Below are 26629 nucleotides of genomic sequence, written 5' to 3' on the forward strand. Positions count from 1 at the left end.
TTGGATAAAAGTCATAAGATTACAGACGGATATACGAAATAATTATGGCTGTGCACTTTAAAATTATAACATGTTCTCCTTCATTGGGTAATGATGGGGTATGATAAAATGCAAAGCAGTAAGGAGGGAACTACCTATGAATGAAGTATTTAAGGACATAGATGAAGTAATAGAGAACATGCGTAGTTTTATTTCAGAGATTCAACAACAAGATCCTTCATTTTATGCCATATACCCAATGATTTTTCACCAGCCACTAGAAGAAGATGGTAGTCAATTAATGGATAGCCATTGGCAATTACCGGATGAATATATCTACTTTTTGAAACATTATGTCGTGGAAGGAATTACATGGAATACAGGTGACTATATAAACCTACAAATATACGGGGCTACGGATTTAGTGCGAGGACAGGATGGTTACAATTATAATCCAGTCACAGAAGAAATCATTTCTGATTGGCCACAACATTATGTAGTCATCGCTACGGATGAGGGAGATCCATATTGTATAGATGTATCGAGAGGGGATACGGCCATTTTCACTGCCTATCATGGCACAGGTAGTTGGGATTTTGAAATGGCTTATGATCATCTCGTAGCGTTTCTTCAGAGTGTTCTTGTACCACCTAATTTAGAGGAGGAGCAGTTGGAAGATCATTCTTACAATTACTATGAGATGTATATTACCGGCAATGGAAAGGATAAGCTTAAAACTTTATTACTGCTTAAAAAGAGACTGTCCTGTGATTATTCAACAGCTAAAAAATCTTTAGAGCAGTTGCCGTTATTAATTTATAGAGGTATCGAAGCGGGTGCAGTTCAATTAGAAAAAGAACTACAACAGATTGGCGCAGATTATCAAAAAAAGAAAATAAGCTTATCAGAATTTTTAACATGAGAGATTTGGCAAATTTCATTACATGAAATAAAAACACGACGGTTTGATTTAATGAAACATGAAAATACCATCAAATCAGCCAACAGATGAGAAATGATTCGCAAAGGGATGTAGAATTTTTGATTAGTTCTCAGACAACTAGCAAAGGAAATCGAGAGCATCTGTAAGTTATCTAAATAAACTTCATTCTTTTGCACGAAGTAAAATGCCCTGTATGACCAGTATAGTAGAGTTAACTACAAGCAAGGGGTGGATTTGAATGAAAATTACGAGGGTTAAACTAGTTGTTCATGATGTACAAAAGATGCAGCAATTTTATTGTGAGCAAATGGGATTTGCATTGGTCAAAGGTACAGAGGATTATTTTACAATAGCTGTTGGGGATAGTGAGATGACTTTTGAGAAGATCTCTTCTCAAATCCAAAAACAGTATCATTTTGCTTTAAACATTCCAAGTAATTTATTTCAACAAGCAAAGGATTGGGCGAATTTACGAGTCGGCCTACTTTTTTCGGAAGGTCAGGATGAAGTTTATTTTCAATTTTTAAAGGCCTATTCATGTTATTTTTATGATCCAGAGGGCAATATAGTGGAGTTTATTTCTAGACAGGAAGTGAATCCAAAGCTCAATACAACGACTTTTTCAATCGATCAAGTGTTACATATTGGTGAAATTAATTTAACAACAGATGATATTTTAGCAGTAGCAGGAGAGTTAAATGAATATGGTATAAAGCCTCTTAATAACAAAAATATTCAACAAGATTCCCTGAATTTTCTAGGCAACTATGAAGATGGAGCCAACATTTTAGTAGGACCTAGTGCTCGTCTGTGGTATTTTTCAGATAAGATTGCGCAGGTCAGTCCAATATGTATAGAAATAAATGGCACTCTCCAATTAATAATGAACGAAAAGGGGCATCTAACTGTCGTACAATGACAGTACCTTAAAATGTAATAGGTGAGTCTCTTATCCAACGAAAAAAGCGTATCAAGCATGACACCAAACAATTGGCTGGAATGCAAAGGGGCTTTATTTGTATGAACGACTAAACAAGGCAATAGTAATAGTTGACTTAGTATAGGCATCTATCGAACCTTTATCTGTGATGTGATGGTGCACACAGATTTTCAGCGAAAAGGAATTGGTACAATAGGGATGGAGACCTTGTTAAAGCATTGTCAGCACGAAAATATTAGATGGGTTCAATTATTTTGTGCTAAAGGGAGCAATCATTTTATCAGAAGCTTTGGTTTAAGAAACGTGACGCAAAAATGCCCCTGGAATGATGCTGTTTAATCGTTAATCCATAAAGGAGCTAGAAAGAATAGTGAAAGTAAAATCTCTTAAAATATATGAATATGGAAATCCAAAAGAGGTAATAAGGGTTGAAAATAAAACCATTACACCTCCTACTCCACAGGAAATTCTTGTGCGTATGCTAGCAAGGCCGATCAATCCATCTGATCTTATACCAATATGGGGGAAATATGCTCATCGAATCACTTTACAGTACCTGGCTATGAGGGCGTTGGAATTGTTGAAGCTGTCGGATCGCTTGTTTCGCCCAAGCTTCTTGGTCAGCGAGTGCTACCTCTACGGGGAGAGGGGACTTGGCAGGAAATGGTGAAAACCCAAGCTGAATTAGCTGTAGCTATCCCTACTGACATGGATAATTTTACTGCAGCACAAATGTATATTAATCCTCTTACAGCTTTAGTAACTTGTACAGAGGTTCTAAAATTACGATCGAGTGATGTTTTATTAGTGAACGCTTGTGGCTCAGCTATCGGACATATTTATGCGCAATTTGCGAAATTATTAGGTTTCCAGCTAATTGCGGTTACAAGAAATGGTCGGCATACGGAGGCCTTACAGCAACTTGGTGCCAACTATGTCATTGATACATCCTACATGCCCCTGAATGAGACGGTGATGGCATTAACAAATGGGCGAGGTGCAGATGCTGCCATTGATTCCATAGGAGGAGATGCTGGCAATCAACTTGCATTTTGTGTGAAACCTGGTGGGGAATTTTTAGCTATTGGCCTTTTATCAGGAGTACAGGTGGATTGGGCAAACATTGTGAAGGAAGCAAATGTCCAGGCAAGGATGTTTCATTTACGACACTGGCAACTTCAGTCGACAACAGAAAAATGGCAACAATTTATGCAACATCTAATCAACCTCGTACATAATGGGTCATTAACAATGATGAACGTAAATGCGTACTTTCCTTTATTAGACATTCACAAGGCAATAGACTCCGTTGAATTTAGCCATACTAATAAAGGGAAGGTTTTTTTAACAACCTAAGGAGAACACATGAACAACACTAGGCGAACTGCTGAATTTTAAGCTAGTTTTGTTAGTGTGTTTTTTATTGGAGAGAATTTATTGCGCGAGGAAATGGCTTAACAGGAGCTCATTTCTTATCAGGGGGAACTAAAAGGAATGCTCCATTATCAAGTGAAGTTCTGATTAAAAGTGTTCAGGCTAGTTTTGTGGTATAATTTTTTGGAATATAAAGGCTTGAAGGAGTGAGGTCAATGTTAAAAACAGAGGTATTTGAACAATTAAAAACAGCAATGAAAGAAAAAGATATTTTGGCAAAGGGTGTATTATCTCTTTTAAAATCGGCTTTAGATTTGGCTGAAAAAGAAAAGGGAGAGGCTTTAACAGCTGAAGAAGAAATGGCCATTGTAAATCGGGAGGTCAAACAAACAAATCAGGCTTTAGAGGGTGCTCAAAAGGCTGAACGAGCAGATTTAATTGAGAAAGAAGAAGCTAAATTAGTACTCTTGAAATCATTCTTACCAAAGCAATTATCGGAAGAAGAGATTGCTAAAAAATTAGTAGCCGCTGGTGTTAAAAAAGGAATGAATATGGGAGAGGCTATGAAAATTGCTAAACCATTACTTTCTGGTCAAGCTGAAGGTGCAGTGATTTCAAAAGTTGTGAAAAGTATTATTGCTTAATCTTCTACCTTCTTGGTAGAAGATTTTTTTGTTCTACTAAAAAACCGCTACACCTTCTTCAGGCATAGCGGTTATGTTTATTTATAATTTAAATTTCTGGATGATATGGCGAAGTTCCTGGGCCATCTCAGCTAAGTTATTTGAGGATGCAGTAATTTCTTCAATACTTGCAGATTGCTCCTCGGAGGCAGCTGCTACGTTTTGAATATTGCCTGATGATTGTACAGCTACGACTCCCACTTGCTCAACAGAAACAGCAATACTGCTAACTCCTTCGTTGATATTGGCCATAATGTTATTCACATGATCCATTTCCTTCGTCAGGTCTGTGATATGGGCATAAATATCAGCAAATGCTTCACCTGAGGCATTGAAGGTTGTAGAGCTTTCAGCAAGATTGCTACTGCTAATCGCCATTGATTTTACGGCTTGTGCAGATTCCTCTTTAATCGTTTCAATACGTGTACGAATACTATTTGTTGCATCTAATGATTGGTCTGCTAGTTTACGTACTTCCTCTGCAACGACCGCAAAGCCCTTCCCATGTTCACCTGCACGAGCTGCCTCAATCGAAGCATTTAATGCAAGTAAATTGGTTTGATCAGTAATCTGTGTAATTAATGTTACAATATCTCCAATTTCATTCGTGTACGTACTTAAGCGTTCCACAACAGTTGCAGATTCTTGAATAGCTTGAGATGTAACAGCCATTTTTTCAGTGGCATCTTTAATCGTAGTATTGCCTTTTTCTGAAATAGCTGACGCATCGAATGCCTTTTCAGTCACATCCGTAACGCTTGTAACAACCTCAGACATTTTGCCTGAGATGGATGTAATATGACTTTCGACTTCTTCAATCGAATAGGTTTGTTTTTCTGAACCGGCCGCAACTTCTTGCATAGAAGAAGTAATTTGCTGTATGGATGCACTTGTTTGCTCAGAGCTTGCCGTTAATTCCTCAGACATGGCAGCCACTTGCTCAGCATTTTGAGCAATTTGCTTAATCAATATACGTAGATCCTCTGTCATATTCTCAATGCCAGATGAAAGTTGAGCGATCTCATTGGAGCCCTTTATTTGAAGCGGTTCAACTGCTAATTCTCCCTGTGCAACTTGTCCTACATACTGAGTCATTTTTTTGATTGGTCTCGTAATGCCTACGCTAATGAAGTAAGCAACGATAATGCCTAAAATCACAAAAATAACCGTCATAATAATACAAAGCCAAAGTGTTTCTGTTTGAAGTTTAGAGATAAAGGAAGCGTCCATATCTAAACCAAAAATAATATCTGTATCTTTGAATGGGATGAATATAGATTTATGGATACCATACTCATCTTTATAAATATCACTTGTTTGAATCGTTCCAGTGTTTATAGCTTCACGCATTTCTACACTAAATTCATAATCTTGTTGATGATTGTCCGTATCACTTAAAGCAACGATATGCTCTTTCCCATTTGCATTAGAAAGCACATAGGCATTTTCAATATCGTATTTTTTAACTGTTGCATTCAATTGATCTAATAATTTTTTATATTTATCAGGACTACCATTATCCGCAGCCTTGACATCATTTTTATCGATATTTTCAAATATAGTGCTCGATGTTATTTCTAATGTTGATTCAAATTGTTTAATAACAAAATTGTCGATAATGCGGTATGAAACAGCAAACATGACAATGCTAAATATCAACGAAATAATGGCTATCGGAATAGTAAAGCTAGCAATATATTTATAGAGTAAGGAACTCTTAAATTTATTGACGATACGCAATTTGAGACGCCTCCAATACTTGAAGCTTTTTCTGTAAGAATTGAATCATATTAGGGATATGCTCAGTCTCCGTATAAGGTGAAATGGAGAAGAACTTTGCCGCAGCCACTGGTACAAGTTGTGTTGTATCATTTGTACCAACTGTGCAAACTCGAGTTGTATCACCAAAGAATACTTCGTCTCGACCTTCTCCGATAATCTCAAATAAAGAAGCATTGATGGCATTAATACGTTCAATTTGATCTTGTGAATAGTGACCAGCCTGTTCTGCTTGCCAGTTCAAGCCATCTGGGTATAAACGGAAGGCAGTGACTGGACCAATATTCATTTCATTGACAACCTGTAGGCTTGGTATTTTAGCAGCTAATTGTGCACGGAATGCTAAATTCACGCGTACATAATTGGCTAGTATTTGTTGATAGCCTTCCTTACCGAATGCTTGTAAAGCAGCCAAAATGGCAATAGAGCTACCCATGCGAGAGCATTCTAACGTATAACCTGTATGATAGGAGCCGTAGCCACGATTACCAACATAAGGTGTGTCAAAGTCCTCAATATCTAATAGCTGTAAGCTTTTTCCGTCTTTAATTAAGAATAAGCTAGTTAAATAAGGGGTTTGTCCAAGCTTTTGGAAATCAAAGCAAAGGCTATCTGCAATTGCTAGATGCTGCATACGTTCATGGATTTGTGACAGACCTTGTAATACATCCTCTTCGAATTGAAGAGGGTTTTTTTTGAAATCATAATCATTGAAAAATGCATAAAAACCACCTAAAGCTGAGTCAGCGTGAATATGTACTGGTTGTAGGTTGTACTTTTGCTCAAGGCTAGTTGTAACTTCTTTTACAGCCTTTACATCATCAATGCCAAATTGATCTGTTGCCCCTGTAGTTGCTACGACATAGACAGGAATACCGCCTTTTTCAATGACCTCAGTCATGCGTGCACGTAAGTCTTCTACATCCATGGAGTGATCTTTGCCTGCTTTTACACGTACTAGATGTTTACTGCCAATTCCTACTGCTTCAATAGATTTTAAAAGACTATAATGCGCGTTTTCTGAAGCAAAACAATATAAATTATTAGGAATACCATCTTCTTTAGCGTGTGGGAATTGCTTTGCAATAGCTAGACGTAATCCACTGAAAACAGCCCCTTGTCCACCCCATGTAGTATAGCCGAAGCTTTTTGTGTAATCATAGCCTACTAATTTAGACATCATAGCTACTACCTTTACCTCACACTCAGCAGCAGCAGGTCCATAAACATCCCATAAGTTATTGCCATTCAGAAGGGCATTTGTAAACTGACCTAATACGCCAGGAATGCTGGCCATTGGCAAAACATTTGTGACAAAGTTACGTGTATGGTAGGGATGCCCTTGCATTAATTCTGTTAATTCTTCTACCACTTGATCGAGGCCAACGCCAGTTGTCGGTACTTGATGGTCCTGCATAAGCTCTTGATAAAAATTAGCAGAGCGGTCTTTCATTGGACCTAGTGTCGTCTTATTTGGATCCTTTAACTTATCTAATGAAGAAACAATTTTCTCTAATAAGGATAAAAAATTCTCTCTTTGTTGAATATTTCCATCTTCGCTCTGGAATAATTGTTGGATTTTTTGCATCATCATCATCCTTCGTAGTTCATATTTCCTCTATTTTCAATTAAATAAAAATAGGTCCTTATACTAAAAGTATAATAGCATATTTTAGCAGAGATGGTGATTATATTTTACTGAAAAAATATATATTAACATTTCCGAAAAATCTAACATTTAGGAATTTCGTTGTTTAACTTTGTAATAAGGGAATATAGGATGTGTAAAATTTGTAAAAGTGGAATGATAGGAGAGTAAATAATATAAAATACTATAATGTTAATATTATAGTGAATGAACATGATATTGCTGCTTCATGACTATTGTTGACTAAGGAATCTGTCCTATAGTAGGCGCAGACTCCTAAGTATTTTTTTATTAATCGTTTTTGATGGTTAAAAGTTCATTAATCGTTACAAATGTGTAACCTTCGTCCATTAATGTCTGTAAAATCTCCTCTATGGCCATTAATTCATTACCCGTAGAATCATACATAGGGTGCATTAAAATAATGGAACCTGGTCGAATGTTTTCTTTTACATACCTCACTTTTTCATCAGCCTGTGTGAAAAACGTATCAGGTTCTAAGTTCCATGTAATCGTCTCTCGCTTATGTTTATTTAAATAATAGGGGAATCCAATTAGTTTTTTGCCGTATGGTGGTCTTACTACGATTGATTCCGTATAGCCAATATCGGCTATTAAGTCATCGGTTTTTTCGATTTCATGTTTAATAAAGGCAGGACTTTTTAATACCATACGCTTGTGTGAATACGTATGATTTCCAATTTGATGACCAGCCTCAGCAATTTTTCTCGCCTCCTCAGGCTGTCCTTCGAGATCCTTTCCGATTAGAAAAAACGTTGCTTTCACTTGATAATCGTCTAGTAACGATAAGATAGCATCGGTATTTTTAGTTGGTCCATCATCAAATGTCAACGCAACAACTTTGTGATTTGTCTCAACATGAGAGGTTATGTTTCCAAACAATTGATAATTGCGGGCATTCATTAGTTTATAGGCTGAAAATGCTAAAGCGAGTATTATTACGATGACAATTCCACTATAGGCAAGCTTACGTTTCATTGATATCTCTCCTTCTGATATGAATTTGCGTAGCTGAATTAATTGTTTTAAATGTATGTGATCACGTATTCTTTTTCAACGACATTTTTTGTTTGAATAACAAAAAAGTAACCATACTATATCGGAGGTGAAGACATGTATAAATTACTATCACATAACGATTTAGATGGCGTAGGCTGTGGGATTCTAGCCAAGCTAGCGTTTAACGATCAGGTGAAAATACGATATAACTCTGTTACAGCACTTGACCGCGAAATCGAGTTCTTTTTGGAAAATGAACAGTCCAAATCTTTTTTATTTATTACAGATCTTTCTCCGAATGAGGGGAACGAAAAAAGAATTGATGATTACTTTCAGGCTACTGGGAATGTGCAGCTTTTAGACCATCACCAAACAGCCCTCCACCTCAATCAGTACGAGTGGGGTAAGGTTGTACTGGAAGATGAACAAGGCCTTTTAACGTCTGCCACATCTTTATTTTATCAATATCTTGTCATGCATGGACTATTAGAAAAAACAGATGTTCTTACAGAGTTTGTGGAGTTAGTGCGACAGTATGATACATGGGAATGGGAAAGGAACGGAAATTATCAGGCGCAACGATTGAATGCACTCTTTTTTTTAGTGTCTATAGAAGAATTCGAAGAGAAAATGCTGGATCGTTTAAAAGGTCAGTCTCATTTCCACTTTGATGAATTCGAAAAGAAAATTTTAAGCATGGAAGAGGAGAAAATAGAACGTTATATTCGCCGAAAAAAACGTGAGCTAATTCAAACAAATTTAGGTGACTTCTATGGTGGGGTTGTTTATGCGGAATCTTATCATTCTGAACTTGGCAATGAATTAGGAAAAGAAAACGTGCATCTTGATTATATTGCCATGATTAACATGGGGAGTAAAAGGGTTTCCTTCCGTACGATACATGATCATATTAATGTGGCGGCCATCGCAGCCTTGTTTGGTGGAGGAGGGCATCAAAAAGCAGCTGGGTGCTCATTAACAGTGGAGGCATACAAGCAATTTGTGCTAGAAACTTTCCACTTAGAGCCCATTCCTGAGGACGCAAAAAGAAATCGCTATAACCTTAAGGGCACCACCTTTGGAACCTTCTATAAAAATCACCACGATGAATTATTTCTTCTCTATTCAAATAATGAAATGGATTGGATTATTGAAATAAATAAAATTCCGCTTGAGCAAACCTTTATGAGCTTTAAAGATGCCGAATGGTATGTAAAGCGATATTACCAGGCTTGGCTAGTAAGGGATGATCTATTCGTGGACTATTTAATGCAAGAAGTAAATAAGGCTCGTCATCTAAAATAAAGGGATTGAATAATTCCTTTAAATACATATTGATTTTGTCCAACCTTCTTTCTATTCAGGTTATATAATGCTTCTTTCCTAACTACAATAAATCATAACTATTTATAAAAAAGAGGTGTACTTGTTGTCCGATGATATCTTTCGAGTTGTAGATTTAAATAAGGAAAATCGAGGACGCAAAAAATGGGGAATTGTTGTTGTATTCTTATTAGTCTTAGTAGTTAGTAGTTCTTCTTTGCTGTACTGGCTATGGGATAGGGAAGTGGATTTTGAAGCTTATAAAACAGAGGTAGGGGAAACAGCTAACAATAGTCTTGGGCGTTTAACGTTAAATGAAGTGATCATGGATGACAATCAAATTTTATTGAATGCGACCTTCGAGCCTGTTAAAGAGTTTAAGCCAGATCATCAGGTGTTTTTCTTTCCTCAAATACTTGTTAATGGTAAAGATTATATGGTTCGTAATGGAGGTCAGTCTATTGCAAAATCTGCAAATGTTTATACCATTTATAATAGCATCAAAATGGATGATTTCCCGACAGATGAAATTTTAGAATTGGACATTCGTTATAAAGATTGGAATGTAGAAACACGCATTGAAAAGCCGTGGGAATTTCAAGTAGAGGCATCACAAGAGCAATTACAAGAAGATCGACATGTTTTTTCAATCGATAAAAAAGTCAAACATATTGATCAGCAAGAGTTAATGATTGATCGTGTAGTTTCCACTCCTATCTCAACTACCATTTATTTTCATTCGGAGAAAAGTATCGTCAATGAGGCTCTGCTCTTTAAAATTCAGTCTAAAGGTGGGCAGTCATGGACTTTTGAAACACCCTATCCTTTAAATAAAGAAGGGACAAAGTGGGGAAGCCGTGTGGATGGACTATACTTATCTGAGAAAAATTATACGTTAGTTCCTGTCGATAAGGATGGGAGTAGACTTGATTCCACCATTAAAATAAAAAAAGATTAACGATGCATGAAAATTTACAAACTCTTAATTTGAAAGAATCACCTTTCCATGTATGATGAAAAAAAGATATGGAAAGTAGGTGAGAGTTTGCGAACGCTATGGGAGATTTTTTATGTTTCATTAAAGTTAGGTTGTACGTCGTTTGGGGGACCAACAGCTCATTTAGGTTATTTTCAACAAGAATACGTGCAAAAACGTAAATGGCTATCTGCCCAAGATTATAGTCAGCTTGTTATATTGAGTCAATTTTTACCAGGACCTGCATCTAGTCAGGTGGGTATGGGAATTGGTTTATTAAGGGGTGGTTTATTAGGGAGTGTACTTTCATTCCTGGGCTTTACACTACCCTCTGTGTTGTTATTGATGGTATTTGCCTATTTTTCCATGTATACAGAGTTAAAAATGGATTGGATACATGGTTTGAAGTTAGTAGCTGTGGCAATTGTGGCACAAGCAATATTTGATATGAGTAAAAAATTACTATCGACAAAATTACATGGGTTGATCGCTATAATGGCGCTTATCATCGTGCTATTATGGGTCCATCCGCTGGCACAAATAACAGCCATTTTACTAGCTGCTTGTATCGGCTTTCAACGAATAAAAAAAAGTAACGAGAGCAATGCACCTTTAGCGATTCATATGCCTATTTCTAAATCCACTGGTATTGCTTTATTAAGCCTTTTCTTAATATTGCTCTTTGGGTTACCGATAATGAGTACTTTGTGGAATCATGAATGGGTAACGATGCTTGAGAAGTTTTATCTAGCAGGGGCACTGGTATTTGGTGGAGGTCATGTAGTCTTACCCTTATTAGAGGCACAGTTTGTTCAAAGTGGACAAATGAGTACAGCGGACTTTTTAGCAGGCTATGGTATGACACAGGCAGTTCCAGGGCCATTATTTACATTTGCAGCTTATATTGGGATGGCTATTGCTGGTGTGCCAGGAGCGATTATAGCCATTTTGGCAATTTTCCTACCAGCATTTTTATTAGTAATAGGGGCCCTCCCTTTTTGGTTCAGCTTGAGCCGTAATATCCGACTAAAGGGAGCTATGTCAGGAGCCAATGCAGCAGTCGTCGGAATTTTGGTCGCTGCCTTTATCCATCCAATTGTGACACAAACTATTCAAAACGGATTAGATATTGTCTTTGTCGCTGTATTCTTATGGTGTTTGATGCGCTGGAAGATGCCACCATACTTATTGGTGCTTTTAGGTATAGTAGTCGGTATTGTTTGTTATACATGAATTGAACTAGTAGGCTAGAGGAATTTCTTTGGCATACTAGTTTTTAGTTTGTAGAAAAAATAATGGGGAAAAAATATGTGTAAACCCACTAGATGGTTTCATAGCGTTCCTTCTATTGATTCGTTATAATGTAGAAATGGAAAAGACTTAACGAGAAAGAAGGGAAAGCTATGGCACGAGGTGTTTACATTCATATTCCTTTCTGTCATCAAATCTGTAATTATTGTGATTTCAATAAATTTTACTTTAAAAATCAACCAGTGGATGAATATATAGAAGCACTTGGGAAAGAAATGGAGCTTGCAACACAAAAAAATCCCGAAAGCTTTTGTCATATCGAAACCATTTTCTTGGGTGGAGGTACACCAACAGCATTATCGCCACAGCAATTGGACAAACTTCTAACATTAATTCGTACGTATATTCCAATGAATAGTGTGACAGAATTTACATCAGAGGCGAATCCAGATGAATTGTCTGTGGAGAAATTGCAAGTTTTGTTTGAGGGCGGTGTCAATCGACTAAGTATGGGCGTGCAATCCTTCGATCAGGGACTGTTACAAAAAATCGGACGGACACATAGTAACGAGCATGTGTATGAAACAATTGCATTGGCTAAAGAAATCGGCTTCCAACATATTAGTATTGATTTAATGTATGGATTGCCAGGCCAAACAATGGTCCAATGGAAGGACTCTTTAGAAAAAGCATTAGCCCTTGATTTACCTCATTTCTCTGCTTATTCCCTTATTGTGGAGCCAAAAACGATTTTTTATAATCAGTATGCAAAAGGAAAGCTCCTTTTACCAACAGAGGATTTGGAAGCGGATATGTACGATGTTTTAATGCAGCAAATGGAACTGCATGGTCTTCAACAATACGAAATTAGTAATTTTGCAAAGCCTGGTTATCACTCGGAGCATAATAAGATCTACTGGGATAACGATGAATATGCTGGCTTTGGTGCTGGTGCCCATGGATATCTAGCAGGTGTACGTTATTCCAATCACGGACCATTAAAAAAATATATGGAAACTGTCTTCGCAGGGGAACTTCCAATTGTCCATGAGCATGAAGTATCACAGGCTGAAAAAAGAGAAGAGCAAATGTTTTTAGGACTGCGTAAAACTGAGGGAGTTAAGCACAAAATATATGTAGAGAAGTTGAAGGTACCGATCGTAGCTCATTATGATTCTGTCCTGAAAGAGCTAGTATCAAAAGGACTTTTAGAACATGATGATGTGGGTGTTCGCCTCACAAGAAAAGGGCGTTTTGTGGGTAACGAGGTGTTTCAACAATTTTTGCTAGAAGAATGAGCGATATCGTTGACATAAATTGTGGGATTTGATAATTTAATAATAGTATTAGCACTCCTCTTAGTTGAGTGCTAACAGAGGTGATAATCATGCTAACAAATCGGCAGTTACAGATTTTGCAAGTAATTATAGATGACTTTATTTTATCTGCACAGCCGGTAGGTTCTCGCCAAATCTCCAAAAAACAAGGGATTACATTTAGTCCAGCCACAATTCGAAATGAAATGGCGGATTTAGAGGAATTAGGCTATTTAGAAAAAACGCATACTTCCTCTGGTCGAGTGCCTTCGGAAAAGGGTTACAGATTTTATGTAGATCATTTGTTGAGTCCTCAAGGTATTAACTCGAGAGACATACAACAGATCCAATCGATTTTCAATGATCGACTTGTAGAAGTAGAGCATATTATCCGAAAGTCAGCCAATATTCTATCAGAGCTGACATCTTACACTTCCATACTATTAGGACCTGATGTTCAAAGACATCGTGTCAAAAGATTTTCGATTGTACCACTGTCTAGTGATACAGCAGTAGCAATTATCGTGACGAATAATGGACATGTTGAAAATCGCTTATTTAATTTACCACCTGATTTTACCGCTTCGGATTTAGAAAAAATGGTCAATATCTTGAATGATCGCCTAATAGGTGTGTCATTAGAAGAGCTCCATAAAAGCCTTGAAGCTGAAGTGTTGGCAGTTTTACAGCAACATGTTCGATCAGCGGATGATTTTATTCATGCACTCGTAACAGCGACCATGCAAAATCCAGAAAGTAAGATTTTCTATGGTGGTAAAACGAATATGTTTAATCAGCCTGAGTTTCATGATTTAAATAAAGTCCGCATGATATTGGACTTAATGGAAACGACCAGCCAAGTGCAGTCATTATTCCATCCAAATGAATCAGGCATTCATATTCGAATAGGCTCTGAAAATAAACAGCTAGAAATGGAAAATTGCAGTGTCATTACCACTACTTATTCTATTGGTGATGATCAACAGGGAGCCATTGCTATTATTGGCCCAACACGCATGGATTATAAGCGTGTGGTGGCATTATTAGACGTAATACGCTTGGACTTAACACAAGCATTTTTGAAGAATCGTAGTGAGTGATTATGAGGAGGATTCAAGTGACGGAAACAACTGAAAACAAAGAATTAGTACAAGATGATGTACAAGCTGAAACGACAGCAGAGGAAGTAGAACGCACAGAGGTTCAAGAAGAAGTTGAATTATCAGTGGAAGAACAATATGAGGCGAAACTTGCTGCATTACAAGCAAAGCTAGATGACGAGGAAAACCGACACCTACGTTTACGTGCAGATTTCGATAATATGCGTCGTCGTCAACAACTAGATCGTGAGGCTGCTGAAAAGTACCGAGCGCAAAGCTTATTATCGGATTTACTGCCAGTCCTTGATAATTTTGAGCGTGCATTACAGGTGGAGACAACTTCTGAAGAGACTGCATCTATTATTAAAGGAATTGAAATGGTGTATCGCTCGTTGCTAGACGCAACAGAAAAAGAAGGTCTGCAAGTGATTAAAGCAGAAGGTGAGCAATTTGATCCAAATATTCACCAAGCTGTTATGCAGGAACAGGATAGTGAAAAAGAGACGGGTGTAGTCTTACGCGAGCTACAAAAAGGATATATCTTAAAAGATCGTGTTTTACGCCCAACAATGGTATCTGTGAACGAATAGTCTTAGCACTATTTAGTCAATTAAAATTAGTGAAAAAACGCATCCCTTGCGTCGAATTAATAGGAGGAAATTTTAATGAGCAAAATTATTGGTATTGACTTAGGAACAACAAACTCTTGCGTTTCTGTACTTGAAGGTGGCGAACCAAAAGTAATTCCAAATCCAGAAGGTAATCGTACAACACCATCTGTTGTTGCATTTAAAAATGGCGAACGCCAAGTTGGTGAAGTAGCAAAACGTCAATCAGTAACAAACCCGAACACAATCATCTCTATTAAATCAAAAATGGGTACAGCTGAAAAAGTAACGGTGGAAGACAATAATTACACTCCACAAGAAGTATCTGCTATGATTCTTCAATACTTAAAAGGTTATGCAGAAGATTACTTAGGTGAAAAAGTTACGAAAGCAGTAATTACAGTTCCTGCTTACTTTAACGATGCACAACGCCAAGCAACAAAAGATGCTGGTAAAATTGCTGGTCTTGAAGTTGAGCGTATCATCAATGAACCAACAGCTGCAGCACTAGCTTATGGTTTAGATAAACAAGATCAAGATCAAAAAGTATTAGTATTTGACCTTGGTGGCGGTACATTTGACGTATCGATCCTTGAGTTAGGTGATGGTGTCTTTGAAGTATTAGCAACTGCTGGTGATAACAAACTAGGTGGGGATGACTTCGATGACGCAATTATCGAGTATCTAGTGGCTGAATTCAAAAAAGAAAACGGCATTGATTTATCAAAAGATAAAATGGCCATGCAACGTTTAAAAGATGCTGCTGAAAAAGCGAAAAAAGACTTATCTGGTGTAACATCAACACAAATCTCTTTACCATTCATTACAGCTGGTGAAGCAGGTCCATTGCACTTAGAGATTTCTTTAACACGTGCGAAGTTCGATGAAATTACTTTACCATTAGTAAATCGTACAGTAGGTCCAGTACGCCAAGCATTATCTGATGCAGGTCTTTCAACTTCAGAACTTGACCAAGTTATTCTAGTTGGTGGTTCTACTCGTATTCCTGCTGTACAGGAAGCAGTACGTAAAGAAACTAACAAAGAACCTCACCGTGGTGTAAACCCAGACGAAGTTGTAGCAATGGGTGCTGCAGTTCAAGGTGGCGTTTTAACAGGTGATGTGAAAGACGTTGTATTACTTGACGTAACACCACTTTCACTTGGTATTGAAACAATGGGTGGCGTGTTCACGAAATTAATTGACCGTAACACTACAATCCCAACATCTAAATCACAAGTATTCTCTACAGCAGCTGACAACCAACCAGCAGTAGATATTCACGTACTACAAGGTGAACGCTCAATGGCTGCGGACAACAAAACATTAGGTCGCTTCCAATTAGCAGATATTCCACCAGCACCACGTGGTGTACCTCAAATCGAAGTAACTTTCGATATTGATAAAAATGGTATTGTATCTGTAAAAGCGAAAGACCTTGGTACAAATAAAGAGCAAACAATTGTAATCCAATCTGATTCAGGTTTATCAGAGGCAGAAATTGAACGCATGGTAAAAGATGCAGAGGCTAATGCTGACGCAGATGCTAAACGTAAAGAAGAGGCAGATCTTCGCAACGAAGCTGACCAATTAGTATTCCAAGTGGATAAAACAATTACTGACCTAGGTGAGCAAATTACAGAAGACGAGAAAAAATCTGTAGAAGATGCTCGTGATGAATTGAAAAAAGCACTTGAAGCTGGCGAATTAGAAGGAATTAAAGCGGCTAAAGAAAAATTAGAAGGTGTTTTACAGCCATTAGTTATGAAAGTTTATGAACAAGCGGCAGCAGCTGCTCAAGCAGCACAAGGCGGAGAAGCAGACGCTGATGCTGGTAAAAAAGATGATGGTGTTGTAGACGCTGATTTCGAAGAAGTAAAAGACGATAAATAAGAATTAAACGCACAGTAAAGTGAAAAAGCCAAAGACCGCTTGCGGCTTTGGCTTTTGTCATGATGTAAGGTTATCTTCCTAGTAAAGGTACCAATTAAGAAATATGCATACGTTAACACCGGTAGGAAGTAAAGACCTCAAATTTATACAGACGAATACTCAAAAAATAAGGCAGTTTTATCGACTGCATGTTACAATAGATTTTATGCAAACAGAGCGGAGTGTGAATCATGGAGAAACGCGATTATTACGAGGTGCTTGGCCTAACAAAATCGGCAACAAAAGATGAAATCAAAAAAGCATACCGTAAACTATCAAAGCAATATCACCCTGACCTTAATAAAGAGCCGGGTGCAGATGAAAAATTCAAAGAAATCGCTGAAGCATATGAAGTATTAAGTGATGATCAGAAAAAAGCACGCTACGACCAATTTGGTCATGAGGATCCAAATGCTGGATTTGGTGGTGGCTTTGGAGGCGGCGGCTTTGGCGGCTTCGAGGATATTTTCAGTTCATTCTTTGGCGGTGGTGGACGTCGTCAGGACCCAAATGCTCCACGCAAAGGTGACGACCTGCAATATCGCATGAATATTAAATTTGAAGAAGCTATTTTTGGGAAAGAAACAGAAATTGAAATTCCTAAAGATGAAACGTGTGAAACTTGTCATGGCTCAGGAGCAAAGCCTGGTACACAACCTGAAACATGTTCGACATGTAATGGTGCTGGTCAAATCAACCAAGCAGTGGATACACCATTTGGTCGTATGATGAACCGTCGTTCTTGTACAACTTGTCATGGGACAGGGAAGATCATTAAAGAAAAATGTTCAACTTGTCGTGGAGAAGGAAAAGTTCAAAAACGTAAGAAAATTAAAGTGTCCATTCCAGCTGGTGTCGATGATGGTCAACAAATTCGTGTATCTGGTCAAGGTGAGCCAGGTATAAACGGTGGACCAGCAGGGGATTTATATATTATGTTCCGTGTTCAAGGTCATAATGATTTCGAACGTGATGGGGATGATATTTATTTCGAGTTGAAATTGACATTCCCACAGGCAGCACTTGGAGATGAAATTGAAGTACCAACTGTTCACGGTAAAGTAAAACTACGCATTCCAGCTGGAACACAGTCAGGTGCTCAATTCCGTTTAAAAGATAAAGGTGTAAAAAATGTTCATGGCTATGGTACGGGGAACCAGTATGTAACCGTGAAGGTGATGACGCCAGAGAAATTAACGGAAAAACAAAAGCAATTATTACGAGAATTTGCAGAAATTAGTGGCGATATCCCTGAAGAGCAAGGAAGTTCACTATTCGATAAAATTAAGAAAAAATTCCAAGGTGAATAATTAGAGGAGCTGAAGAGCTACGTGAAGTGGTCAGAATTATCCATTCATACAAAAAATGAAGCGGTAGAAGCAATTTCGAATATTTTGCATGAAGCAGGAGCAAGTGGTGTTGTTATTGAAGATTCTGCAGAGTTTGCGAAGCCACGTGAAGATCAATTTGGTGAAATTTATGCGCTAAATGAAGAGGATTTCCCGAAGGATGGCGTCATTGTAAAAGCTTATTTATCGGAGTCTAGTTTTTTAAATGAAACAGTCGAGGAAATTAAAGCAGCCATTACAAATCTAACGAACTTTAACATTGATATTGGTGAAAATGTAGTATCCATTGTTGAGGTTAATGAGGAAGATTGGGCAACTGCATGGAAGCAATACTACCATCCTGTCAAAATTTCTGAACGCTTTACCATTGTCCCAACATGGGAGCAATATACGCCTGTCTCAACAGATGAATTAATTATTGAATTAGATCCAGGTATGGCATTTGGTACTGGAACACATCCAACTACAGTGATGTGTCTACAAGGTCTTGAAAAGGTCATCAAAGAAGGCGATACGGTTGTTGATATTGGAACAGGGTCAGGCGTATTGTCTATCGGAGCGGCACTACTTGGGGCTAAAAATGTGCATGCCCTTGATCTAGATGAGGTCGCAGTTCGCTCTGCACAAGAAAATGTTGCCTTAAATAAAGTAGAGGACAAAGTAGCTGTTTTCCACGGTAACCTATTAGATACGGTTAAAGAACCAGCAGATGTGGTTGTCGCAAATATTTTGGCAGAAATCATTATGTCCTTCACTGACGATGCATTTACAATTGTGAAACCAGGTGGATTATATGTCACTTCAGGCATTATCGGTGCCAAACGCGATGATGTTAAAGTAGCTCTGGAAGCTTCAGGCTTTATAATTGAAGAAGTATTATTAATGGAAGATTGGGTAGCGATTATTGCTCGTCGACCACTATAACTTGATGGAGGAAGCGCCAAATCGTAAGCCATGTGCTGGCGATTTGGCGCTTTCATTTCTTGCTAGAAAGGATTGTGAAGCATATGCAACGATATTTTATTGAAACAGCCATAGAGAATGCACGGATAAGTGGAGAAGATGCACGGCATATCGAGCGAGTGATGCGCATGAAACAAGGCGATCAGATCGTTGTTGTTGCACAAAATATTGCTCATATTTGTATGATTACAGGATTTGAAGGTGATGAGGTAGTGGTTGACGCTACTGGCGAAACTATCCCTTCATCGGAGCTACCTATTCAAATAACAGTAGCTTGTGGCTTACCAAAGGGCGATAAGCTAGAGCTGATTACACAAAAAGCGACAGAGCTTGGTATGTTTGCCTTACAGCCATTTGAAGCGGAACGCTCGATTGTGAAATGGGACAAGAAGAAAGGGGCTAAAAAGCAAGAAAGATTGCAAAAAATTGCAAAAGAGGCGGCGGAACAAGCCCATCGTACACATATTCCAGCAGTGTATGAACCTGTTACATTTAAACAATTGTTACATGAAATAGACCAATTTGATGCTGTTTTTATCGCAGACGAAGAGGATGCAAAAGCTGAGAAACGCACACGATTTGCGGACAAGCTTAGACTTGTGCATGATCAAAAATTAACATCAATGCTTATTATTTTTGGTCCAGAGGGTGGCATTTCCCGTAAAGAGTCAGAGGCCTTGTTACAAGCAGGTGCTCAAACCATGTCGTTGGGACCAAGAATTTTACGTGCAGAAACAGCACCACTGTATGCGTTGTCTGCCATCTCATATGAATTTGAATAAATGCCATGTTAATGATGAGTAATAGGAAGCCACCTAATTTAGGTGGTTTTTTGAGTTCCTTTTTGAAAAGGAGTCAGTCAGATTTATAATTCAGGCTCAAAAGTTCCAAATAAAATATGGAAGAGAACAAGTTCAATGTCCATACATAGTTTTTATTGCTACATATTCTAGCGATAGGAGAGCTCACTAAAACTATAAATTGAAAAGAGGTAATTTTTTTGAGTGAACAATTTGATAGTCAGATTCAACCTTGTCCAGTAACATCAACTGAACAAATCCCATTAACGAATGATTTTACGCAACTAATAGCTACACCCGTAACAGCGCCAACTATTAAAATTCCAGTAGTATTGGCAGAGCCAACTTTACAAATCGTTGTAGAGTCAGATATTACACTAACTCCGGCAGCAACTGAGATCAAACGAGTGAAAAAACATGTCTTTCTCAATCAAGTGAAACTGGTACCAGTTAACTTTGCACGAATTGCTGGCACAGACTATTTCAGAGTAACAAGAGCTAAATTATTTGTAGCAGGCCATATTCGTAAAAATATCGAATATGCTTCATCAGCATGTAGTGGGGCACTTCGTGACAGAATTGCTGACGTTCCATTTTCTGGGTTTACAGATCTTACTTTCCCACAAACAATTGGGGGCTCTACACCAATCTTAGGAATTTCCGAGTTTGCGGAAGCGAACTTCCTTAATGAAGCGACTCAAATGGATGCTCGTCTTGATAAGGCTTTCTTCCAAAATCTTGTGAAATACAATGAACAACCATTTGGTGAATTAGTAGCAGCGAACTTCTTTGAACTTGATTTTTCACCAATAATGGCAGCCCCAGAATGTACATTTAGCACATTACGTGAAAAAATCGTATTAGAATTAACTGTAAAAGTACTGCAAGTTCAACAAATTCGTTTGGGAGCTGGAAGTAGCGTAGTAACTCCTGTTCTTCCAGGACTTACACCACCAGTTTCACCACCAGGTAATCCTACTCCTCCCTCTGAATTTTGTTAATCTCAAATATTGAGTAAAGTCATAATAAGGCACTGATCAAAATTCATCATTTTAGTGGGCAGTTGACAGTTCGGGTTTTATTCGGACTATTAACTGCCTTTTTACATCCAAAAACGTATGGACCATGCAAAACGTCTCAAGCAGAGACTTCTGTGACAAATAGAGAAATCAAGCATACTATAAATTGTAATTAGTATGGCAATCTTACCATTAAAAACGAATGGATATAAATGTACCTAATATTGTTTGGGAGTGAACGAATGAATACTCCATGGATTAACTTTAGAGAGATGAGAGAAGTATCCTCTAAGCAAAATAAATATTTGGATTGGGCGTATCAGACAAAAGATAACGAATCTCCAGGAGATGGAGAGGAAAGCAATCCTCGACTTAGTGAAATAGAAGATGAATCACCTACAACGGATTCTATAGCTATCCATCAGGACATACCTAGTCCAACAGAAACAACCTTTGAACCTCCACTAGGTAACGATAAGAATCCTTTGGAGGACCATGTAGCGTCCGATCAAGACTTAGTATTAGCTGAAGGAGAAATCGAATATTTCCTACATAGTGTTCAGAACCTTGAAGAGAAAATAGCTTTAACAGAGCGATCGGATGCCAATGAAGACCTACCTATTTCAGCAGAGACGAATATGGAGGGAGAAATCGCACCTTCGCCAAATATTGAAACTGGTGCTATAGAGGAATCGATTTTAACAAAACATGTACTCGTACCTACAGAAACGAATAGGGAGGACGTTGAAGAATTCCCATCTGATTATGATGAATCCCGTGTGGAAGAACATGATTTAGCAACTCACTCAGATGCTGAATCTACAGTAGAAAATAAAAGGCACTTTGAGGATACTGCGGATACGGAGAAAAACAATCCCATTCCAAAATCGTTGTATGGAGAGATATACTCTATCACTAAAAAATGCCCGTTTTCTACGTATGTAGAGATTAATAATTTTCTTCATGCTCCTATTTATGGTGAACATGTTCAAAATACTACATTCGAATTTCTGGATAAAAACGATCATCTAACTCCACAATTTGAAACAAAGCTTTTCCATACGACAGCAGATTATCCTGACCATCCTGAATGTCGTTTAGTTCGCTCAGACATTAATCAATTGATTTCAATCATGAAAACTGATACGGATGATAAAAATAAAATGAAGCCTCATCTTTTTCAATCAGTGGTCACTCCCGTACATTACTCACCATCAATCGAAAAAGGGGAAGCCAGCACTTACGCACCTAATTTAATACATATTCGAGCACCTGTTGTAGTTGGGGAATATAAAATTGAACTATGTCTTGAAGAGATTATGGCATTTGAAAAAGGGATTGTAGGGATGAAAGAAATCTCGAATAAGGTAATGATTACCAACTGTAGATTTATACCTATTCGTTTATCCCAATCATTAGGGAATGGAACATGTACAGCAATAAAGGGAAAGTTATTGATAGAAGGCTATATACAGCAGAATATTGAATATACATCATTGGATAAACAATATGAGTCAATAACTCATGCCAATCGATTATGTCAGAATATAGTATTAGAATTAATTATCCATATGTTACAAGTACAAAAAATCCGAGTTCTATATGACAGTCCACGCCTTGGGCAATAATAGAAGTTTTTTCACTCAGCATAAAAGTTCCTTTTCTAATATATACGTCTATATATAGTTTGGATTACTACATATTCTAGCGATAGGAGAGCTCTCTAAAACTAAAAATGAAAAGAGGAAATTTTTTTGAGTGAACAATTTGAAAATCCAAATTTACCTTGTCCTGTAGCATCAACAGAACAAATACCATTAACGAATGAATTTACACCAGTAATCACTACACCGGTTACGGCACCAACTATAAAAGTTCCCGTTGTACTGGCAGAACCAACATTGCAAATCGTTGTAGAGTCAGATATTACACTTACTCCAGCAGCAACTGAAATCAAACGAGTGAAAAAAAACGTATTCTTAAATCAAGTAAAACTAGTACCAGTTAGCTTTGCACGTATTGATGGTACTGACTTCTTTAGAGTAACTAGAGCTAAATTATTTGTAGCAGGACATATTCGCAAAAATATCGAATATGCTTCATCAGCATGTAGTGGGGCACTTCGTGATAGAATTGCTGATGTTCCATTTTCTGGGTTTACAGATCTTACTTTCCCACAAACAATTGGAGGTTCAACACCTATCTTAGGAATTTCCGAGTTTGCGGAAGCGAACTTCCTTAATGAAGCGACTCAAATGGATGCTCGTCTTGATAAGGCTTTCTTCCAAAATCTTGTGAAATACAATGAACAACCATTTGGTGAATTAGTAGCAGCGAACTTCTTTGAACTTGATTTTTCACCGATTATGGCAGCGCCAGAAGGTACGTTTAGTACTTTACGTGAAAAAATCGTATTAGAATTAACTGTGAAAGTATTGCAAGTTCAACAAATCAGATTAGGCGTTGGAAGTAGTGTCATAACACCAGTTCTTTTTGGGCTCACGCCTCCTACTAGCCCTTAATAATTGCTAGTTACCTTAAAAATTCAAATGAACCAATAAAATGGGTTGCCTTTATTACCAGGCAACCCATTTATTATTTAACTGTCTCTAAAACACGTACAAATTGTCCTTGTGAATGTGGGTAGCCTGCTTGTGTAATTTTCACCTTTACAAGCTGTCCGATGAGACTTTCAGGACCCTCAAACACTACTTTTAAGTAATTATCTGTATAACCCGTTAAAAGGCCTTCTTCTTCACTGCCATCATGTACAAATTCTTCAGGAATAACTTCTAGCACTTGATCTTCAAAGCGAGAAGCATACTCTTTAGCAAGTTGATCATTTAAGGAGATGAGTCGGTGTACACGCTCATTTTTTATGTCTTCATCAATTTGATCTTCCATACGTGCAGCAGGAGTTCCTGTACGTGGAGAGAACGGGAAAACATGTAGTTCAGAGAATTTATGATCGCGAATAAAGTTGTATGTGTCCATAAATTCTTCTTCTGTCTCACCAGGGAAACCGACAATTACATCAGATGTAACAGCTAAATCAGGTAAGGCTTCATGTAATTTCGTTAAACGTTCGCCGAAAAATTCCATTGTATATTTACGACGCATACGTTTTAACACCGTATCTGATCCAGATTGAATTGGAATGTGTAAGTGATTCACGACAATTTTAGATTCACGTAATACGTCAATTACTTCATCAGTCAATTGGCTAGCCTCAATAGACGAAATACGGAGACGCTTTAATCCTTTTACATTGGCTTCTAAATCACGTAATAATTGGGCAAGGTTATAATCCTTTAAATCTTGACCATAACCACCCGTGTGAATACCTGTCAAAACTATTTCAAGATAGCCTGCATCTACTAATTGCTGTGCTTGATGTAATACTTCTTGTGGATCACGAGAACGCATTAAGCCGCGTGCCCACGGAATAATACAAAACGTACAGAAGTTATTACAGCCCTCCTGTATTTTTAAGGAAGCACGTGTGCGGTCTGTAAATGCTGGTACATCTAATTCCTCATACACGCGATTTTTCATAATGTTACGTACAGCATTAATTGGCTGACGCTCAGCACGATATTGGTCAATATAACCAAGTAATTTTGTGCGGTCCTGCGTACCAACAACAATATCGACCCCAGGAATCGCCATAATTTCTGCTGGCGAGGTTTGTGCGTAGCAACCTGTTACACATATTACTGCATCTGGATTTTGACGAATTGCTCGACGAATCACCTGACGTGATTTCTTATCTCCAGTATTAGTAACTGTACATGTATTAATGACATAAACGTCCGCTTGTTGATCAAATTCAGTGCGATCATAGCCTTCATCTTTAAATAGTTGCCAAATGGCTTCTGTTTCGTAGTGGTTTACTTTACAACCTAGAGTATGGAAACTCACGATTTTTGATCGCTCGTTACTCATAATTTATATCATCCTTTCAACTTCACATTACCTTGTGTTTCTTCACATTTAAATTATTTTGTAGTGTACTTATTTTAGATACGTGATTTATGATAACATAATCCTTTTAAAATCAATACTTTAAAGATTTTTTTGTGAATGTTTTTGTCCTCTTTTTTAGGGGACTAATTGTTTTACTAGTGGGTAAACTATACGGAAATGAAAGCAGTTCAAGGATACCATTGCTTGAATAGAACTTCATGTATCTATGAACAAAAGCTAATTTCACAAGAACAACACCAGTAATCATTTAAATAGAAAGAAATTAGACGGCAACGTGAAAAAATGGTATGATTCGAAGAGGTACGTACATCTTGATTAAAGAAGGAGCGTTAAAAAATGGAACAAAATTTTGCGCGTATGATCGATCATACATTATTAAAGGCTGAGGCAACAAAGGAACAAATTGAAAAACTATGTGCAGAAGCGAAGCAATTTAATTTTGCCTCTGTATGTGTAAATCCTACTTGGGTAAAACAAAGTAGCGAATTATTACAAGGTTCAGACGTGTTGGTTTGTACGGTTATTGGATTCCCTCTTGGAGCCAATACACCAGCTGTGAAAGCTTTTGAAGTAAAAGATGCAATTGCGAACGGTGCAAATGAGGTAGATATGGTCATTAATATTGGTGCATTAAAAGATAAAAATTATGATCTTGTACAAGCTGACATTGCTGCAGTTGTGGAAGCAGCTAAAGGTAGTGCACTTGTAAAAGTCATCATTGAATCATGTTTATTAACAGATGAAGAAAAAGTAAAAGCATGTGAGCTTGCTGTGGCAGCTGGTGCTGATTATGTTAAAACATCTACTGGTTTTTCAACTGGTGGCGCAACTGCAGTAGATATTGCCCTAATGCGTAAAACAGTAGGTCCTGATCTTGGTGTTAAAGCTTCAGGTGGTGTTCGTAGCTTAGAGGATATGAAAAGCATGGTGGAAGCAGGAGCAACTCGTATTGGTGCAAGCTCTGGCGTAGCCATCATGAATGGATTAATCGCAGATTCTAATTATTAATTATTAATTATTTCTTTCAGTATATATAAGCTACTAGCTCAGTAAGAAGCTAGTGGCTTTTTTTCATATAGAATAATACCTTCAACGATCACATATACTCCACTGACGATTTTGAATACAGAAAGGAGGATGTCATGTTTACACAATATAAGTATTGGAAGCCTTATATTAGTCCCTTTGATCCCTGCAAACCCATCGAAGTAAAATATTATGCTACACCACCACAATTATATATGGGTTTTCAGCCACCTGGACTTCCCCAATTCCAAACTCCAAGAGAGGCACTTATGGCAGGAACACTATGGCCACAATTATTTAGTCCCTATCCATTTCCAACTAAAAGGAGGGATGAAGCATGACTAAAAAGATGCCGCCTGAATTTTATACCCTACTTGAAGAAATTCAGGCAATTGATTTCGTCATCGTTGAGTTAAATCTCTATTTAGACACACATCCACATGATTATGCAGCCATTCAACAATTTAATGAAAACACTGAAAAAAGTATGAAACTCAAAGTCAACTTTGAACAAAAATTTGGTCCATTAATGAATTTTGGAAGAAGTTATTCAGATTATCCTTTTAATTGGGTTGATACCCCATGGCCGTGGCAAGTATAACATATAATTAGG

At 37.7% G+C, this 26629-nt stretch carries 24 protein-coding genes and 1 pseudogene; 21 read left to right on the top strand and 4 right to left on the bottom strand.

Translation table 11 applies throughout. From position 1 onward, the window contains the following. The first annotated feature begins 136 nt into the window (after window positions 1–136). From C9J29_RS09995 to C9J29_RS10020, 5 genes and pseudogenes are all read left to right on the top strand, one after another. Window positions 137–901: an SMI1/KNR4 family protein gene (locus C9J29_RS09995; RefSeq protein WP_008179507.1), complete on the top strand. Its 765-nt coding sequence runs from the start codon at window positions 137–139 to the stop codon at window positions 899–901. A gap of 259 nt (window positions 902–1160) precedes the next feature. Further along, window positions 1161–1841: a VOC family protein gene (locus tag C9J29_RS10005; RefSeq protein ID WP_107922087.1), complete on the top strand. Its 681-nt coding sequence runs from the start codon at window positions 1161–1163 to the stop codon at window positions 1839–1841. A gap of 174 nt (window positions 1842–2015) precedes the next feature. Beyond that, window positions 2016–2201, top strand: coding sequence for a GNAT family N-acetyltransferase (locus tag C9J29_RS24625; protein WP_237068798.1), 186 nt, complete (start codon window positions 2016–2018; stop codon window positions 2199–2201). Between the two features lie 31 nt (window positions 2202–2232). After that, a pseudogene (locus C9J29_RS10015) lies at window positions 2233–3218 on the top strand (zinc-dependent alcohol dehydrogenase family protein). Between the two features lie 233 nt (window positions 3219–3451). Continuing rightward, the gene (locus C9J29_RS10020) at window positions 3452–3880 is read left to right on the top strand and encodes a GatB/YqeY domain-containing protein (RefSeq protein ID WP_107922088.1); all 429 of its coding nucleotides are present in this window, start codon (window positions 3452–3454) and stop codon (window positions 3878–3880) included. Between the two features lie 81 nt (window positions 3881–3961). On the opposite strand, the gene C9J29_RS10025 is transcribed toward C9J29_RS10020, so the two are convergent. From C9J29_RS10025 to C9J29_RS10035, 3 genes are all read right to left on the bottom strand, one after another. After that, complete coding sequence (locus C9J29_RS10025; protein WP_107922089.1) at window positions 3962–5659, bottom strand: methyl-accepting chemotaxis protein; 1698 nt, start codon at window positions 5657–5659, stop codon at window positions 3962–3964. Continuing rightward, window positions 5643–7286 carry a pyridoxal phosphate-dependent decarboxylase family protein gene (locus tag C9J29_RS10030; RefSeq protein WP_107922090.1) on the bottom strand — a complete coding sequence of 548 codons (1644 nt, stop codon included), beginning with the start codon at window positions 7284–7286 and terminating at the stop codon, window positions 5643–5645. The genes C9J29_RS10025 and C9J29_RS10030 overlap by 17 nt, the downstream gene beginning before the upstream one ends. A 351-nt stretch (window positions 7287–7637) precedes the next feature. Then, window positions 7638–8345: a polysaccharide deacetylase family protein gene (locus tag C9J29_RS10035; RefSeq protein ID WP_107922091.1), complete on the bottom strand. Its 708-nt coding sequence runs from the start codon at window positions 8343–8345 to the stop codon at window positions 7638–7640. 135 nt (window positions 8346–8480) lie between these two features. Here C9J29_RS10035 and C9J29_RS10040 point away from each other — a divergent pair, with 135 nt between their 5' ends. From C9J29_RS10040 to C9J29_RS10100, 13 genes are all read left to right on the top strand, one after another. After that, window positions 8481–9671 carry a DHH family phosphoesterase gene (locus C9J29_RS10040; RefSeq protein ID WP_008179496.1) on the top strand — a complete coding sequence of 397 codons (1191 nt, stop codon included), beginning with the start codon at window positions 8481–8483 and terminating at the stop codon, window positions 9669–9671. A 115-nt stretch (window positions 9672–9786) separates the two neighbouring features. Continuing rightward, complete coding sequence (locus C9J29_RS10045) at window positions 9787–10647, top strand: DUF4179 domain-containing protein (protein ID WP_237068799.1); 861 nt, start codon at window positions 9787–9789, stop codon at window positions 10645–10647. Between the two features lie 48 nt (window positions 10648–10695). Next, window positions 10696–11898, top strand: a complete 1203-nt coding sequence (chrA, locus tag C9J29_RS10050) for a chromate efflux transporter (RefSeq protein WP_008179491.1) — start codon at window positions 10696–10698, stop codon at window positions 11896–11898. Between the two features lie 170 nt (window positions 11899–12068). Continuing rightward, on the top strand, window positions 12069–13214 hold the full coding sequence (gene hemW / locus C9J29_RS10055; RefSeq protein WP_107922092.1) for a radical SAM family heme chaperone HemW: 1146 nt from the start codon (window positions 12069–12071) through the stop codon (window positions 13212–13214). Window positions 13215–13303: 89 nt separating this feature from the next. Next, window positions 13304–14332 carry a heat-inducible transcriptional repressor HrcA gene (hrcA, locus tag C9J29_RS10060; protein WP_008179487.1) on the top strand — a complete coding sequence of 343 codons (1029 nt, stop codon included), beginning with the start codon at window positions 13304–13306 and terminating at the stop codon, window positions 14330–14332. A 17-nt stretch (window positions 14333–14349) separates the two neighbouring features. Further along, window positions 14350–14922 (top strand): nucleotide exchange factor GrpE, encoded by a 573-nt coding sequence (gene grpE, locus C9J29_RS10065; RefSeq protein ID WP_008179485.1) that lies wholly within the window; start codon window positions 14350–14352, stop codon window positions 14920–14922. Window positions 14923–14997: 75 nt separating this feature from the next. Continuing rightward, window positions 14998–16833, top strand: coding sequence for a molecular chaperone DnaK (dnaK, locus tag C9J29_RS10070; protein ID WP_008179483.1), 1836 nt, complete (start codon window positions 14998–15000; stop codon window positions 16831–16833). A gap of 230 nt (window positions 16834–17063) precedes the next feature. Further along, window positions 17064–18182: a molecular chaperone DnaJ gene (gene dnaJ / locus C9J29_RS10075; RefSeq protein ID WP_008179481.1), complete on the top strand. Its 1119-nt coding sequence runs from the start codon at window positions 17064–17066 to the stop codon at window positions 18180–18182. 21 nt (window positions 18183–18203) lie between these two features. Next, window positions 18204–19145, top strand: coding sequence for a 50S ribosomal protein L11 methyltransferase (prmA, locus tag C9J29_RS10080; protein ID WP_008179480.1), 942 nt, complete (start codon window positions 18204–18206; stop codon window positions 19143–19145). 83 nt (window positions 19146–19228) lie between these two features. Continuing rightward, window positions 19229–19966 carry a 16S rRNA (uracil(1498)-N(3))-methyltransferase gene (locus C9J29_RS10085; RefSeq protein ID WP_107922165.1) on the top strand — a complete coding sequence of 246 codons (738 nt, stop codon included), beginning with the start codon at window positions 19229–19231 and terminating at the stop codon, window positions 19964–19966. Between the two features lie 218 nt (window positions 19967–20184). Next, the gene (locus C9J29_RS10090) at window positions 20185–20985 is read left to right on the top strand and encodes a CsxC family protein (RefSeq protein ID WP_008179473.1); all 801 of its coding nucleotides are present in this window, start codon (window positions 20185–20187) and stop codon (window positions 20983–20985) included. Between the two features lie 260 nt (window positions 20986–21245). After that, the gene (locus C9J29_RS10095) at window positions 21246–22631 is read left to right on the top strand and encodes a BC_2427 family protein (protein WP_237068800.1); all 1386 of its coding nucleotides are present in this window, start codon (window positions 21246–21248) and stop codon (window positions 22629–22631) included. Window positions 22632–22757: 126 nt separating this feature from the next. Next, the gene (locus C9J29_RS10100; RefSeq protein WP_008179469.1) at window positions 22758–23525 is read left to right on the top strand and encodes a CsxC family protein; all 768 of its coding nucleotides are present in this window, start codon (window positions 22758–22760) and stop codon (window positions 23523–23525) included. 73 nt (window positions 23526–23598) lie between these two features. On the opposite strand, the gene mtaB is transcribed toward C9J29_RS10100, so the two are convergent. After that, window positions 23599–24948 (bottom strand): tRNA (N(6)-L-threonylcarbamoyladenosine(37)-C(2))-methylthiotransferase MtaB, encoded by a 1350-nt coding sequence (gene mtaB, locus C9J29_RS10105; protein ID WP_008179468.1) that lies wholly within the window; start codon window positions 24946–24948, stop codon window positions 23599–23601. A gap of 378 nt (window positions 24949–25326) precedes the next feature. Here mtaB and deoC point away from each other — a divergent pair, with 378 nt between their 5' ends. The 3 genes from deoC (at window position 25327) to C9J29_RS10120 (ending at window position 26617) form a co-directional block, all read left to right on the top strand. Continuing rightward, window positions 25327–25998 (top strand): deoxyribose-phosphate aldolase, encoded by a 672-nt coding sequence (deoC, locus tag C9J29_RS10110; protein WP_090002545.1) that lies wholly within the window; start codon window positions 25327–25329, stop codon window positions 25996–25998. Window positions 25999–26132: 134 nt separating this feature from the next. After that, on the top strand, window positions 26133–26357 hold the full coding sequence (locus C9J29_RS10115; protein ID WP_008179464.1) for a spore coat associated protein CotJA: 225 nt from the start codon (window positions 26133–26135) through the stop codon (window positions 26355–26357). After that, the gene (locus tag C9J29_RS10120) at window positions 26354–26617 is read left to right on the top strand and encodes a spore coat protein CotJB (protein WP_008179462.1); all 264 of its coding nucleotides are present in this window, start codon (window positions 26354–26356) and stop codon (window positions 26615–26617) included. The genes C9J29_RS10115 and C9J29_RS10120 overlap by 4 nt, the downstream gene beginning before the upstream one ends. Window positions 26618–26629: the final 12 nt, after the last annotated feature.

The organism is Lysinibacillus fusiformis (genome assembly GCF_003049525.1).
GTDB classification, from domain to species: Bacteria; Bacillota; Bacilli; order Bacillales_A; family Planococcaceae; genus Lysinibacillus; species Lysinibacillus fusiformis.